12 protein-coding genes, 3 tRNA genes and 1 rRNA gene are annotated in these 13357 nt (G+C 58.1%); 14 read left to right on the forward strand and 2 right to left on the reverse strand.

The window, feature by feature from the left end; all coding sequences use genetic code 11:
* The 6 genes from ACLBWT_RS22320 to ACLBWT_RS22345 all read left to right on the forward strand — a co-directional run.
* A 23S ribosomal RNA gene (locus tag ACLBWT_RS22320) occupies positions 1 to 159 on the forward strand; the annotation flags it as partial.
* A gap of 100 nt (positions 160 to 259) precedes the next feature.
* A tRNA-Met gene (locus tag ACLBWT_RS22325) sits at positions 260 to 336 on the forward strand.
* A gap of 39 nt (positions 337 to 375) precedes the next feature.
* Positions 376 to 452: transfer RNA gene (locus ACLBWT_RS22330), tRNA-Asp, on the forward strand.
* A gap of 19 nt (positions 453 to 471) precedes the next feature.
* Positions 472 to 546: transfer RNA gene (locus ACLBWT_RS22335), tRNA-Gly, on the forward strand.
* A 113-nt stretch (positions 547 to 659) separates the two neighbouring features.
* Positions 660 to 812 carry a YfhD family protein gene (locus ACLBWT_RS22340; RefSeq protein ID WP_447665280.1) on the forward strand — a complete coding sequence of 51 codons (153 nt, stop codon included), beginning with the start codon at positions 660 to 662 and terminating at the stop codon, positions 810 to 812.
* Between the two features lie 498 nt (positions 813 to 1310).
* Positions 1311 to 2207, forward strand: coding sequence for an NAD-dependent epimerase/dehydratase family protein (locus ACLBWT_RS22345; RefSeq protein WP_447665281.1), 897 nt, complete (start codon positions 1311 to 1313; stop codon positions 2205 to 2207).
* A 62-nt stretch (positions 2208 to 2269) separates the two neighbouring features.
* Here ACLBWT_RS22345 and ACLBWT_RS22350 read toward each other — a convergent pair whose 3' ends face one another.
* Complete coding sequence (locus ACLBWT_RS22350; RefSeq protein WP_447665282.1) at positions 2270 to 3583, reverse strand: MFS transporter; 1314 nt, start codon at positions 3581 to 3583, stop codon at positions 2270 to 2272.
* Between the two features lie 160 nt (positions 3584 to 3743).
* On the opposite strand from ACLBWT_RS22350, the gene ACLBWT_RS22355 reads away from it, so the two are divergent.
* Positions 3744 to 4607 carry a YitT family protein gene (locus ACLBWT_RS22355; protein WP_447665283.1) on the forward strand — a complete coding sequence of 288 codons (864 nt, stop codon included), beginning with the start codon at positions 3744 to 3746 and terminating at the stop codon, positions 4605 to 4607.
* 76 nt (positions 4608 to 4683) lie between these two features.
* Complete coding sequence (locus ACLBWT_RS22360) at positions 4684 to 5865, forward strand: radical SAM protein (RefSeq protein WP_447665284.1); 1182 nt, start codon at positions 4684 to 4686, stop codon at positions 5863 to 5865.
* Between the two features lie 3 nt (positions 5866 to 5868).
* Here ACLBWT_RS22360 and ACLBWT_RS22365 read toward each other — a convergent pair whose 3' ends face one another.
* Positions 5869 to 6108 carry a hypothetical protein gene (locus ACLBWT_RS22365; RefSeq protein ID WP_447665285.1) on the reverse strand — a complete coding sequence of 80 codons (240 nt, stop codon included), beginning with the start codon at positions 6106 to 6108 and terminating at the stop codon, positions 5869 to 5871.
* A gap of 1 nt (position 6109) precedes the next feature.
* Between ACLBWT_RS22365 and ACLBWT_RS22370 the strand changes: the two genes are divergently transcribed.
* The 6 genes from ACLBWT_RS22370 to ACLBWT_RS22395 all read left to right on the forward strand — a co-directional run bounded on the left by ACLBWT_RS22370 (position 6110) and on the right by ACLBWT_RS22395 (position 13321).
* Entirely contained in the window at positions 6110 to 6247 is a 138-nt protein-coding gene (locus ACLBWT_RS22370) for a hypothetical protein (protein WP_447665286.1), read from the forward strand.
* Positions 6244 to 7179 (forward strand): helix-turn-helix transcriptional regulator, encoded by a 936-nt coding sequence (locus ACLBWT_RS22375; protein WP_447665287.1) that lies wholly within the window; start codon positions 6244 to 6246, stop codon positions 7177 to 7179. Before ACLBWT_RS22370 ends, ACLBWT_RS22375 begins: the two co-directional genes overlap by 4 nt.
* Positions 7180 to 7523: 344 nt before the next feature.
* Entirely contained in the window at positions 7524 to 7973 is a 450-nt protein-coding gene (locus ACLBWT_RS22380; protein WP_447665288.1) for a MarR family winged helix-turn-helix transcriptional regulator, read from the forward strand.
* Between the two features lie 21 nt (positions 7974 to 7994).
* Complete coding sequence (locus ACLBWT_RS22385) at positions 7995 to 11186, forward strand: efflux RND transporter permease subunit (RefSeq protein WP_447665289.1); 3192 nt, start codon at positions 7995 to 7997, stop codon at positions 11184 to 11186.
* A gap of 240 nt (positions 11187 to 11426) precedes the next feature.
* The gene (locus ACLBWT_RS22390; RefSeq protein ID WP_447665290.1) at positions 11427 to 12431 is read left to right on the forward strand and encodes an aldose epimerase family protein; all 1005 of its coding nucleotides are present in this window, start codon (positions 11427 to 11429) and stop codon (positions 12429 to 12431) included.
* Between the two features lie 104 nt (positions 12432 to 12535).
* Positions 12536 to 13321: an SDR family NAD(P)-dependent oxidoreductase gene (locus ACLBWT_RS22395; RefSeq protein ID WP_447665291.1), complete on the forward strand. Its 786-nt coding sequence runs from the start codon at positions 12536 to 12538 to the stop codon at positions 13319 to 13321.
* The last annotated feature ends 36 nt before the right edge of the window (positions 13322 to 13357 follow it).

Here is a 13357-nt window from a genome sequence, read left to right on the forward strand (position 1 = left end):
ACGGGATAAGCGCTGAAAGCATCTAAGCGCGAAGCCCCCCTCAAGATGAGATTTCCCAGTATGTAAGACCCCTGGTAGACGACCAGGTTGATAGGTTCGAGGTGGAAGCGCAGCAATGCGTGCAGCTGACGAATACTAATCGGTCGAGGGCTTATCCTATGGTAAGAAGAGCAAATGGACTCAGCATCCATATTCGTTCGATCCAGTTTTCAAGGCGCAAGCTTTGAAAACAGGACATTCATGTCTTGGTACTTACTGGCGCGGGGTGGAGCAGTCCGGTAGCTCGTCGGGCTCATAACCCGAAGGTCACAGGTTCAAATCCTGTCCCCGCAACCAATTTCCTTTTTTACATAAGGAACTGACTGAAACAATTATGGAGCTGTGGTGTAGAGGCCTAACATGCCTGCCTGTCACGCAGGAGACCGCGGGTTCGAATCCCGTCAGCTCCGCCATTTTTTTATTTTACAACATGCGGAAGTGGCTCAGCGGTAGAGCATCGCCTTGCCAAGGCGAGGGTCGCGGGTTCGATTCCCGTCTTCCGCTCCATTTGAACGTTCAACCGCCCTTGGCGGTTTTTTTATTTTGTGCATATTCGGCTGCTTGCTGGCACATAGTAAAGATCCATCCCCTCTTCAAGAGCGGCAAAGGAGGAGCTTGATATGGCAGACAGCAAACACCGCGATCAAACCGGCAATAAAGATCTTCCGTTGGGTAAAAGCGAGGACGTGGAATTCAGCCGGGATTTGGCTGACCGCGAGGATCTCGAAGCTCTGCAGAGGGCCGAGGAAGCCGACCGACGGGCTGAGCAGTAAGAATACGACCCAGTTAATAAGCTTTCAAGCCTTGTTCCTTAACAGGAACAGGGCTTTTTTCGTTTGGTCTTTCTAAATTTTTTCCCAGCCAAAATTCCCCGCTTGGAGGAGAATAGGAACTACCTTCACCGATTCGATAAAGCAATGGCGTTCTCAATGAAGCCAAATGGTGGTCCCAAGGCGATCGCCCCGATCTGAGCGGCACGGACGGCTCTTGGAAATCGGTCGGAACCTGCGACACCGCTTCTCCTACGCCGACGCCGGCACCTACGGCAACGCCGACGCCGACAGCGACTCCGAAGCCATCGGTAACACCGACGCCAATCGAGACACCGACACCTGCCCCTTCCGCGACTCCCGGAGCCAATGCCTGGAAAGGGGGAAACGGCGAAGGGATGGGAACAGAACTTCCTCGCGAGGGACATAGAGGTATGGGTGCAGGTTTTCAGCCTGAGGCGGCGAAGTCTAGAGGATAGAATATCCAAGGAGGATCGATCCATGAACATACTTGTGCTGGGCGGAACGAGGTTTGTGGGCAAGAGGCTGGTCAATCTTTTGCTTGAGGAAGGCCATGAGGTGACGATCGGCACGAGGGGGAAAACGAATGCTTCCTTTATTCGTCCGGTGGAGCATCTGGTGCTGGACCGCGAGGACAAGGCTTCGCTTGCTGCTGCGGTGGATGGCCGTGCGTGGGATGTCGTCTATGATCAGATCTGCTATTCCCCGGAGGATGCCGCTCTTGCGGTAGAAGTATTCGCAGGCAAAACGAAGCGATATATCGAGGTATCCACTTTATCCGTATACGAAGAATCACCGGAAAGGCTCGCGGAAACGGCATGGATGCCGACAGGCTATCCTGTCACGGGCGGCAGCCGGCATACGCTGAGCTACGGAGAAGGCAAACGGCAGGCCGAGGCCGTCTTTTGGGAACAAGACCGATTCGAAGCAGCCATGGTCCGGTTTCCGATTATTCTGGGGCCGGATGATTATACGAAGCGGCTGCACTTCCACGTCGACAAGGTGCTGAGCGGGAAACCGATCGGAGTGCCGTCCCCGGACGCGAGAATCTCCTTCGTGCATTCCGCCGAAGCGGCGGCGTTCCTGTGCTGGCTCAAGGACAGCTCCCTGACCGGACCGGTCAACTGCTGCTCGAACGGGGATATATCCATCCGGGAAGTCATCGGCCTTGTGGAGAAGGCGACCGGCAAAACGGCCGTCATCCCGGAGCAGCCGGCGGACGAGCAGAGATCCCCTTTCGGAATTGGAAATTCCTGGCATATGGACAATTCCCTCGCTGCGGCGGCGGGATTCGAGTTCTACAGCCTTGAGCAATGGCTGCCCGAGCTTATGGAAGAGCTTGTCGCCGAGGCGAAGGCTGCTCATGCCGGGAACTGATCTGCTGTACGGCTAGGCCGCTGTAACATCCATGTCGGCCTGGCATCGATTGAAGCCGTATCCTAGAAGCCGCTCCCTGCCGGAGCGGCTTCTCTGTTTTTGAGATGGCGGAGCAGGAGGGCGGCCGCGCAGGCGCAGGGCAGCGCGCACAAGCCGATGAACAGGAAGCCGGCCTGCATACCGCGCATCTCGCCGCTGCCGGAGCTGCCGAACAGACGCCCGAAGCCGTCGGTGATGGCTCCGATCAGGAGATTGCCCGCTACGCTTGCAAATCCGAGCATCGTCACCGTAAACGTGATGGCTGCATCGCTCCGGCCTGCGTAGCGGACAGCCAGAAACGCCATTACCGTCGGATAGATCGGAGCGATGCCGGCTCCGGCAAGAGCGAACAGCCAGGCTCCCGGTTCCCCGGCGATTACGGCCGCGACGGTGCAGAGACCGGAAAACAGGGAGAAAATGAGAATGGAGCGGATAAGGCCGATTCGGTCGGTAAGAGGGCCAAGCACGAGCCGCGCAGCGGTGAAGCAGACGAAGAACCCCGAGAGCATCGCGGAAGCTGCCGTCCCGTCCCAGCGGTAGGCTTTTTCCAGAAAGGCGGGAAGCCAGCCTCCGAAAGCCATCTCGGCTACGACTCCCGCGGAGAGGATGGCAACGACAAACCAGGCCACGGGATCTCTCGCATACTGGCGCACCGAGAGGCCGCCAGCTGCGGCCGGACCGTCAGGCTCCGTCTCTTGCTTGCGGGCGGACGATGGATCTTCGGCGACTTCCTTGCCGGGGAAACGTGCGAGCAGAGCCGGGATGGCAGGCAGAATAGAGAGGGCCATGACGAGAGCATACATCCCTCCCCAGCCGAGGGGACCGCCGTCTCCTGGACGGAAAGCCATCAAATACGCGGCGGCCAGAGGCGCGGCCATGGAGCTGAGACCGTAAAAGAAATGCGCTAGATTCATCATCGTCCCTGCATTGCGGGTGAAGATCCGCGCTCCAAGCAAGGACAGGACGATCTCGAGGGCGCCGTTGCCGATGTAGAGGAAGAAGTAGGCGGCGGACAGCGAAAAAAAGCCTGAGGAGGCCCAGATGAACAGCCCGGATACGGCCATCGCCCCGAAGCTGGCGACCGTCGTCGCGCGCATGCCGAGCTTGCACACAAGGAAGCCGGTGAAGGAGCAGGCGATCAAGTACCCGAGGGAGTTGAACGCCAGCAGCAGGCCAATCTGGAATTCGCTGATTCGCAGGTCGGCTTGCATGCGCGGAATGGCGGGGCCTTTAATGTTCTCCGACAGGCCGAAGACAAGATAGCCGGCAAAAACGACGGCAAGCAGCAAAAAAGAATTCCATGAAAACGAGCCGGCTCGCCTGCGCAAAGGATTCATAATAGATGCCGCACCTCCGGAGACTGGCATCCGGAAGGCCGGACACTTTTCGTACCAATGTATCACACCGTTCGAGGGCGGACAATAACGGGCTTGCTCCGGCATTTCCGGGGAAGAATGAGGGGATGGGAAGATTCAAGGCGGGAGAGGAATTCACCTCATGAAAAGCACATCCTGGGGAAAGCATGCGAAAAACATAGCCGCCATCCTGGCCGGCTCCGCCCTCATGGGGTTCGGAATCAATGAAATCAATCTGGCCAACGGCTTGGCGGAAGGCGGGATAACGGGCGTAGCCCTGATTCTCAACTACGTGCTTGGCTGGAGCCCCGGCTGGTCCAGCCTCATCATTAACGTCCCTATCTTTTTATTGGGCTGGAGATACATGGGGCGAACCAGTTTTATTCATGCAGTAGTCGGCTCGCTCAGCCTCTCGCTGTTCCTCCTCTTGTTCGAACCGTTCAGGCTGCCGCTTCAGGACTTGCTGCTGGCTTCCCTGTATGCGGGGGCTATCGTCGGAGCGGGATTGGGGATCGTGTTCCGGCACGGCGGCATGACCGACGGGGTGGACGTCCTGGCGATGCTGTGCAGGCGATCGTTCGGCTGGAGCCTCGGGAGGACGATTTTCGTCACCGATGCGGCCGTTGTGCTGCTCTCTTTGATCTATTTGGACCTGACAAGAGCCATGTATACTCTGATTGCCATGCTGGTCGGAGCGAGACTGATCGATCTCGTCCAGGAAGGCTCCCATTCGGCCAAAGCAGCGATCATCATTTCCCGGAAGCCGGAGCTGATCTCACGCGAGATTTTGCGCGAGCTCAAGCGGGGAGCGACGTTCCTCGACGGGAGAGGCGCATTCAGCAACAGGCGCGCCGAAGTGATTTACTGTGTCGTCAGCCGCAAGGAGACAGGCCGTCTGAAAAGGCTCGTGCATGAAGCCGACCCCGGCGCATTTGTCACGTTCAGCGACGTGCACGAGGTCGTCGGCAAAGGCTGGGCACAGGAGCGGGATGAATCGGGCGTCTAGCATTGCCAGATGCTCATTCCTATGATATAGTATAGCTATATGGGAACAAATGTTCTTGTCTGGAGGAGGTGCGCTCATGAGCGCGAAGCGGTTGGAGACGGTCGTCGTCAAGCAAGCGATGACCCGGGTCAAGGAAGAGAAGATGCCGTTCGGCTGGTCGATCAATCCATACCGCGGCTGCGCCCATGGCTGCAGCTTCTGTTATGCGAGAGCGTTTCAATCGTTCATCGGCCTTGGAAGCGACGAGTTCCAGGATCATATTCTCGTCAAGGACAATGCCGCCGAAGCGCTTCGCAAGCAGCTGCACAATATGGCGGCTTCCCGGCACTTCGACCTTCAGGAGCTGGCGAGGGACATCGGCCATATCGCGATCGGCACGGCGACGGATCCTTATCAGCCTGCCGAGAGCAGCCGGCAGGTGACGCGGGAGTGCCTCAAGGTGCTGGCCCGCTACCGAGTGCCGGTATCGATCACGACCCGTTCGCCGCTGGTTTTGCGGGATATGGACATCCTGGCCGATCTGAATCTGCTCTCGGTCAACATCAGCCTGAATACCCTCGACGATGAGCTCATCCGGTTCCTAGAGCCCGGCGCGCCTCTGCCGCGGCAGCGGCTTCAGGCTCTGGCCGAGCTCAGAAATGCGGGCTTGCCGGCCGGCGTGTTCGCTGCGCCGATACTTCCGCTGCTGACCGACTCCCGTCCCCGGCTCGACGAGCTGATGGGAGCGGTCAAGGAGGCCGGCGCGGGTTATATGATGACTTCCTTGCTGCGCCTGACACCGGACGTGAAGAGCTGGTACTATGGAATGCTTCAGCGATACGATGCCTCTCTTCTTCCGGCTTACGACCGGATCTTTACCGGTGCCTATGCGAGCCGCGACTACGCGGAGCGGATTCAGCGAATCGTCTCGGAGCTCAGGGTCTTGCACGGAATTCCAGAGGACCGTTTTTATAGGGAAAGTGCGGGAGGCGTCCGGGAGAGCGGAAGGGGGAAGGCTGATGCCATGCTTGCCGCGCCTGTGCGTGAAGGGAGAACTGTGCCCGTTGATTCAGCGGAGTCTGTGAATGAAGGGATATCGAAGATCAATGCAAGGGCTGATCTCTCCCCGGCAGCAGCAGATGGACATGCCGGGCAACGGCATGCCTCCGAAGGGCCTGGTTTGGCAGGCAAGCTGGCCCGCCTCAGGGAAATCCCCGGCGCGGGATGCACGCCGGGGACGGAGATCGAAGTATTGGAGCAGATGTCTCTCCCTTTCTGAGGTTTAGAAGCCGGTATGATATTTACGCGCGCTGGATGAATCGTTTTTGGTCTTGGTCTTGTCCTTCTCGTCCTGCTGTTCGATCGTCTGGTCTTCCACCGGAATGGAATCCACGTTCATCTGGGAAGGATCTGAATCCATCAGGCTTTCCTTCTCCGTCGGCAGCATCTCCGGATTGTCCCGGTCCTGGATGGTGGAGCCTCCAGGCTTATGGTCCAGCTTTTTCTTTGATGGTTCGGTCATCATGATCACCTCGTTGGATGGGTTGTACTTCTTTACCCGGCCGCGCCCGGAAGTGAACCTGGGCGATGCCATGACGAAAAATGGCAGCCTGCAGGCGGCGGCCTGCAAAGGATTGAATGCAAGGAGGGAGCCCGATTGAAGCTGGAAAGATTGCTCGGCATCACGATGCTGCTGCTCGGACGCAGGCGCGTCGGGGCTCAGGAGCTTGCCGAGCGCTTCGAAGTGTCGCTGCGCACCATATACCGCGACCTGGAGACGCTGAATATGGCCGGTATCCCTGTCATTTCCTATCCAGGCCTCTCGGGAGGCTACGAGATTATGGAGAGGTATCGTCTGGAGCGGCAATATTTAAGCTGCGACGAGCTGCAATCCATCGTGACAGCGCTGCGCGGAGTAGGGTCTGCCTTGAGCGGAGAGCAGCTCTCGTCGCTGATCGACAAGGTGATCGCCTTGGTGGAACGATCCGGAAACGGGAGCGGGAGCTCCTCCGGCGAGCGGGTGCTGATCGATCTGCATCCATGGAAGGAGAAGGAGCGGCATCAAGCCATGCTGAGAACCATCCATGAAGCGCTGGATCGATGCAGGCTGCTGAGCATCGTCTATCTCGACTGGCAGGGAACGAGCAGCGAGCGGATGGTGGAGCCGGTCGGACTTGCCCTGAAGGGTTATATTTGGTATTTACACGCCTATTGCCTGAAGCGCGGCGATTACCGAACCTTCCGCCTCAACCGCATGGAACAGCTGGATCTCCTGCCGGAGAAGTTCACCCGCCGTGATGTCGATCTGCGAGAGCTCGACAAGCGCATGGCGATTCAAGACAGCCTCAAAATCGACCTGAAGCTGCTGTTTCACCCCTCGGTCAAGACGAGAGTGCTGGATGATTACGACCGGAGCTTCATTGTCATCCGGGATGACGGCTGGCTGGAGGTCACGGATCGCGAAGAACAGGGCTACTGGCTCTATTCCCGGCTTCTCAGCTATGGCCCCCATGTCAAGGTCGTGGATCCTCCCTATGTAGCCCGCAAGCTCGTGGATCAGGTAACGGAAATCCAGGCGTTGTACGAAGCCTGATGGGCTGAACGTGGCTGGAACAGCCCGGAACGGCAGATATGGCGCGAGCCGCCTACAGGAATGACGCGGGCCGCATGTAGGAATGACACGATCCGCAATGTAGGAATGAAGCGAACCGCATGTATGAATGACACGAGCTGCAATGTAGAATGAAGCGAGCCGCATGTATGAATGACACGAGCCGCAATGTAGGAATGGCGCGAGCCGCATGTATGAATGACACGAGCCGCAATGTAGGAATGAAGCGAGCCGCCTTGTCTGTTGACAGGGCGGTTTTTGACGTGATAAAGTTCGATTATCAAACTATTTCAATATCGAACTTGTACAAGAAAGGAGGACTGGCGATGAAGGAAGAGCTGCTGCCGGACATCATCAAGCGGTACGAGGCCGCGAGCTTTGTCGTGACGAGGCGTTTCAATGCCTTGATCCAGGAGAAGCTTCCGGAGGATCTGACAAGGGAACAATTCGGCATTGTCCGTTATTTGAACTCGCGAGGCGAGTCGGGCGGGGGCTGCACTTCAACGGAGCTTGCGGATGCTTTTTGCGTGGGCAAAAGCACGATTACTTCCTTGATTACGCGGCTGGTCGACAAGGAATTGATCCAGCGCAATCCAGACGGCAAGGACCGCAGAGTCACGTTTTTGTCGCTCACAGACAAAGGAATTCGGACAGCGAAGGAAACCGACCGGATCATCAAAGAAACTCTAGGACGCTACATCCAGGCATTCGAGGATGAAGAAGCTTTGCAGTTCATTGAAATGTTCGAGTTTCTAGCCGACAAACTAAAGAATTGATAACCGGAGGAGAATCATACTGTGAGAACGATATTGAAATGGCGCTGGGCCATCTTGATTGTTTGGATAGCGGCTGCAGCCGGATTGATGCTGTCCGCTCCGGATATGCAGCAGCTCGTCAGGGACAAAGGCCAGATCACCGTCCCGGACGGTTATTCCTCGTCGATGGCGTCCAGGCTGATCAAGGAGAAGAACGCCCAGTCCTCCGACGCGTCCAAAAAGGATGAGTTGTCGGCCGTCCTGGTGTTCCACCGTGCAGAAGGGCTGAGCGGGGACGATAAATCCGCCATCCGTTCAGGGCTTGACGCCATGAAGCAATCGGGCGGCAAGGAGGGGATCGTGTCGGTCACAGGCCCCTTCGAACAGAAGGAGCTTGAGGACCAGCTGATCTCCAAGGACGGCAAAACGATGCTTGCCCTCGTGAGCATCCAGAAAAACGGCCGTGAAGCCGCCGACCTGCAGGACGCGCTGTACAAGGCGGCTTCCGGCATCAAGACGGAGCATTACTACACTTCCGAATGGATGATCAACGAGGATCAGGTCAAAAGCTCGATGGAGGGCTTGGCGAAGACCGAATACATCACCGTCATTTTCATCCTTGTCATTCTGTTCATCGTTTTCCGCTCGGTCGTAGCGCCGTTCGTGCCTTTGCTCGCCGTAGGCCTGAGCTATCTGCTGTCGCAGTCGGTCGTGTCGTTCCTCGTCAAGTATGCGGACTTCCCGCTCTCGAACTTCACCCAGATCTTCATGGTGGCGATCATGTTCGGCATCGGAACGGATTACTGCATCCTGCTGATCAGCCGGTACAAGGAAGAGCTGTCCCATGGACTGGACCGCACGGAAGCGATATTGGCCACTTACCGCACAGCCGGGCGCACGGTGCTGATCTCGGGGGCGGCGGTTCTGGTCGGCTTTGCCTCGATCGGCTTCTCCACCTTCGTGCTGTACCGCTCGGCGGTTGCTGTCGCCGTCGGCGTCGCCGTGCTTTTGATCGCGCTTGTCACGCTGGTCCCGTTTTTCATGGCGGTGCTCGGCAATGCGCTGTTCTGGCCGGCAAGAGGTTCCCTCGAGCATAAGGAAAGCCGCATGTGGGACCGCATGGGCCGTTTCTCTCTGCGCAAGCCGGTATGGGCTCTCGTTATACTCGCCATCTTCATCGTGCCATTCATGGCTGCATACAAAAATACGATTTCCTTCAACTCGCTGCAGGAAATCGGGGATGAATACCGTTCCGTCAAGGCGTTCAATCTGATCTCCGACAGTTTCGGTCCCGGAGATTCGATGCCTTCGACCGTCATTCTGAAAGCCGATAAAAGCTTCGACAGCAAGGAAGGCCTGGCTGCTGTCGAGCAGATCAGCCGCGAGCTGTCGAAAGTGGACGGCGTCAAGCTCGTACGCAGCGCCACCCGGCCTGCCGGATCTCCGCTGGAAGACCTCGAGGTATCCAAGCAAGCCGATACGCTTGGCGGCGGCATCGGCCAGAGCACGGATGGACTCGATAAAATCGGCAAGGGGCTGAAGGAAGCCAGCACCAGCCTCGCGGACAATGCGCCGAAGCTGAAGCAGGCTGCCGACGGAGCCGGCGAGCTCGTCACCGGCACCGCCAGTCTGCAGGACGGAGTCGAGCAGCTCGGGCAAGGCCTCGAGCGGATCCGCAAAGGGCTTGTGGACGGATCGGCCGGCGCCAAAGAACTGAGCGCTGGACTTGCGCAAGCGCAGCAGAGCGCCGAGCAGCTGGCGGCAGCAAGCGACAAGCTGCTTGCGGGCTACAAGCAGGTAGGAGGAGGATTGGGGCAGCTGTCTTCCGCATATGGAGACGCCGCCGCCAGCCAGAAGGAGCTGGCCCAAGGACTTGCCGGATTGGAGCAGGCCTTCCAGGCGCTCGGCGACAAATATCCGGAGCTGGCGGCAGACGCTCAGTTCCAGGGAGCGATGCAATCGCTCGGCCAGCTGTTAGGCGGAGCTTCCCGGCTTGCCGGTGGACTGGAGAAGCTCAATGTCCAGCTGAGCTCGGCAGCCAAAGGCATCTCGGATGCCAATGCCGGCTTTTCGCAGGCGGCAGCTGATCAAGCGGCGCTTGGCGACAGCCTGAAGAAGCTGGCTGCGGGACTCGAATCGCTGCAGCAGGGGATTTCCCAAGCAGCAGCCGGCCAAGGCGAGATCATCGGCCGCTTGCCGCAGGTGACGAGCGGCTTCAGCTCCCTGCAGGAAGGACAGAAGCAGCTGCAGACCGGCTTTGCCGATCTCGATGCGCAGCTGGGGCAGCTTACCGGCGGGCTTGACCAGAGTGTCGACGGCATCAGCCAAGTATCGAACGGACTTGGCGAAGCCCGGACTTATCTGGATGAGCTGTCGGCACAGCCGGATTCGGGACTCAGCGGCTGGAACTTGCCGGAGCAGGCTCTTGCCGATGCGGACTTCAAGAAAGCTCTTGAAGCCTACTTGTCTCCTGAAGGGAACATGACGACTCTCGATGTCGTGTTCTCGACAAATCCTTATGAAGAAACCACGCTCAATAAAATTCCGGATGTGAACGCGGCCGTGGAGCGCGGTCTGAAGGGAACCGACTACGAAGGCTCCCAGTATGCGATCGGAGGCATCACGAGCACGCAGCATGATCTCAATACGATCTCGGACGAGGATTATTCCCGTACCGTTATCCTGATGCTGGTGGGCATTTCCATCATTCTGATCCTCCTGTTCCGTTCGATCGTCATTCCGGCTTACATCATGGCCTCGCTGCTCATTACGTACTATACGTCGATGGCTATCGCCGAGGTCATCTTCAACCGGATTCTCGGTTATGACGGGATCAGCTGGGCCGTGCCGTTCTTCAGCTTCGTCCTGCTCATCGCGCTCGGCGTCGACTACAGCATCTTCCTGCTCGACCGCTTCCGCGAATACAAGCATCTGGCTCCCAAGGAAGGCATTCTGCGCGCCATGCGCAACATGGGATCGGTCATTCTGTCCGCCGCCGTCATTCTCGGCGGAACGTTCGCGGCGATGCTGCCTTCCGGCGTGATGTCGCTCATGCAGATCGCCACGATCGTCTTGTGCGGATTGGTCCTGTACGCATTCCTCATGCTTCCGCTGTTCGTTCCGGTCATGGTCAAGACGTTCGGAGCGGCGAATTGGTGGCCGTTCATGCAGCGCGAGAAAAGCGCGGATCATGGCCCCGAGATGCAAGGGGAGCCGTTCATGGCGGATCGGTAACAATCTGCAAGGCTGAAAGAGCAGCCAGTGAAGCCTTGCTTCGCTGGCTGCTTTCTTTTCCTCTGCATGCAGATTTCTCCCTGTTGAATGCGGGGTGCCGGAACCGCGGCGTCAAGCGCCGGCATAGACGGCGCCAGGCTTTTGCTTGCAGGGCAATAAGCTTGTCAATTCGTATAGAACAGGTCGAAAAAAATATGGTAATCTAGTAGAAGCGGAATTTAGAGAGGAGCGGATATCCATATGAGCAGCGCGAGCAGTGCGTTTGAGGGCATCTATCAGGGACAAAAGGCGATCTATCTGCGGGCGGGAGCTTACGAAGCGGTCATGCTTCCCGAAATCGGAGGCAATCTGGTTGCCTTCCGTGATCTGGTCAACGGATACCGGTTTCTGCGCGAGCCGGCACATGAGGACATGCAGAAGTTTCGGGAAAATTCCATCGTCTGGGGAATTCCGGTGCTTTTCCCGCCCAACCGGTACGAAGACGGCAAGTTCCCTTGGAACGGCAGAATCTATCAGCTTCCCATCAACGAGCCGGCAACGGACAACCATCTGCACGGTTTTCTCTATCAAACCCCTTGGGAAGTAGAAAGCTTCGGCCATAAGGGCGACGAGAGCTTCGTGACGGTATCGGTAAAGGTCAACGAGGACCATCCCGCCTATCGCCGGCTGCCATTCAACTATACGGTGCGCCTGCACTATTCCCTCGGACCGGACGGCCTGTCCCAACGGGTCACGCTCCGCAACGACGGAAGCGAGTCGATGCCTTGCCTGCTGGCGTTCCATACGACGCTCAACGCCCCGTTCTCTCCAGGGAGCAAAGCGCAGGACTGCAAGCTCAAGCTGACGATCGGCGAGCGCTGGGAGATGAGTCCGAGGATGCTGCCAACCGGTTCTTTCATGCCTCTGAGCACCGAAGAAGAGAACATGAAGGAAGACGGAGTCGATCCATTCTGGACGGCGTTGGACCACCATTACACAGCCGTTCCCCAAAATGGCCGCAACCGGATGGAATTGACCGACACGAAGCGCGGAGTCACTCTCGTCTACGATGTCGGAACCTCCTACAAGCAGTGGATGCTGTACAACAATCAGGGCCGGGGAGAGTTCTTCTGTCCGGAGCCGCAAGTGAATCTCGTCAATGCTCCCAACATGAGCCTTCCAGCCGAGGAGATGGGGCTGTTCGAACTCGAACCGGGCGAGATCTGGGAAGAGCGCGCCCGCTTCTATGTCAAGGTAGGCCGCTAAGCCGCACGACCGATCCGGACGACAGGACGCGACACAGACTTCGATTTCCCGGGAAATGCAAGAGGCGATCCGGATGGATTCGATACCATCGAAGGAGGTTGACCATGGATCTCAAGCTGAGCGGAAAACATGCCGTCATCACAGGAGGCAGCAAAGGCATCGGATACGCCACTGCGCTCACGCTGGCCCGGGAAGGCGCTCATGTTGCCCTGATCGCCCGTACGATAGAGGATCTCGAAGCGGCGGCGGAACGGATTCGGCAGGAGACCGGGGCCGGCGTCCTGACGGCGGCCTGCGATGTTGCCGATGCCGATGGAGTCAAGCAAGCCGTCTCGGCCATTGCGGAGAAGTGGGGCGGGAAAATCGACATTCTTATAAATAATGCGGGAACGTCTGCGGCAGCCCCGTTCGAGGAGGTCGGCATCGAGAGCTGGGAGGCCGATATCGGCTTGAAGCTGATGGGAGCCGTCCATATGACCCGCGAAGCGCTGCCGTTCATGAAGCGGGCCGGAAGCGGCGCCATCGTCAACGTGACGGCGATCGGAGGAAAGTCGCCTGCGGCGGCTACGCTTCCTTCCTCGGTGACCAGAGCGGCAGGAATCGCGCTCACCAAAGCAATGAGCCGGGATCTCGCAGCGGAGGGCATCCGCGTCAACGCGGTCTGCATCGGCATGATCCGCAGCGATCAGATTGAACGGAAGTGGAGAAGCGACGCTCCCGCGCTCAGCTGGGAGGAGTATGCCCGGGATCCGCGCCATGCCGTCCCGCTCGGACGGATCGGAGAGACACGGGAGGCTGCGGATGCGATCGTCTTCCTCGCTTCCGATACGGCTTCTTATATAACGGGGACGACGTTGAATATCGACGGAGGCAAATCGCCCGTGACCTGATTCCGGAGGTCGATTCCGACATCCGTCTCGAACATT

The organism is Paenibacillus sp. D51F (genome assembly GCF_053345695.1).

Coding starts and splice junctions, on each gene's coding strand:
- ACLBWT_RS22340 (WP_447665280.1), top strand. CDS start 660: ATGGCAGACAGCAAACACCGCGATCAAACCGGCAATAAAGATCTTCCG.
- ACLBWT_RS22345 (WP_447665281.1), top strand. CDS start 1,311: ATGAACATACTTGTGCTGGGCGGAACGAGGTTTGTGGGCAAGAGGCTG.
- ACLBWT_RS22350 (WP_447665282.1), bottom strand. CDS start 3,583: ATGAATCCTTTGCGCAGGCGAGCCGGCTCGTTTTCATGGAATTCTTTT.
- ACLBWT_RS22355 (WP_447665283.1), top strand. CDS start 3,744: ATGAAAAGCACATCCTGGGGAAAGCATGCGAAAAACATAGCCGCCATC.
- ACLBWT_RS22360 (WP_447665284.1), top strand. CDS start 4,684: ATGAGCGCGAAGCGGTTGGAGACGGTCGTCGTCAAGCAAGCGATGACC.
- ACLBWT_RS22365 (WP_447665285.1), bottom strand. CDS start 6,108: ATGACCGAACCATCAAAGAAAAAGCTGGACCATAAGCCTGGAGGCTCC.
- ACLBWT_RS22370 (WP_447665286.1), top strand. CDS start 6,110: ATGATCACCTCGTTGGATGGGTTGTACTTCTTTACCCGGCCGCGCCCG.
- ACLBWT_RS22380 (WP_447665288.1), top strand. CDS start 7,524: ATGAAGGAAGAGCTGCTGCCGGACATCATCAAGCGGTACGAGGCCGCG.
- ACLBWT_RS22390 (WP_447665290.1), top strand. CDS start 11,427: ATGAGCAGCGCGAGCAGTGCGTTTGAGGGCATCTATCAGGGACAAAAG.
- ACLBWT_RS22395 (WP_447665291.1), top strand. CDS start 12,536: ATGGATCTCAAGCTGAGCGGAAAACATGCCGTCATCACAGGAGGCAGC.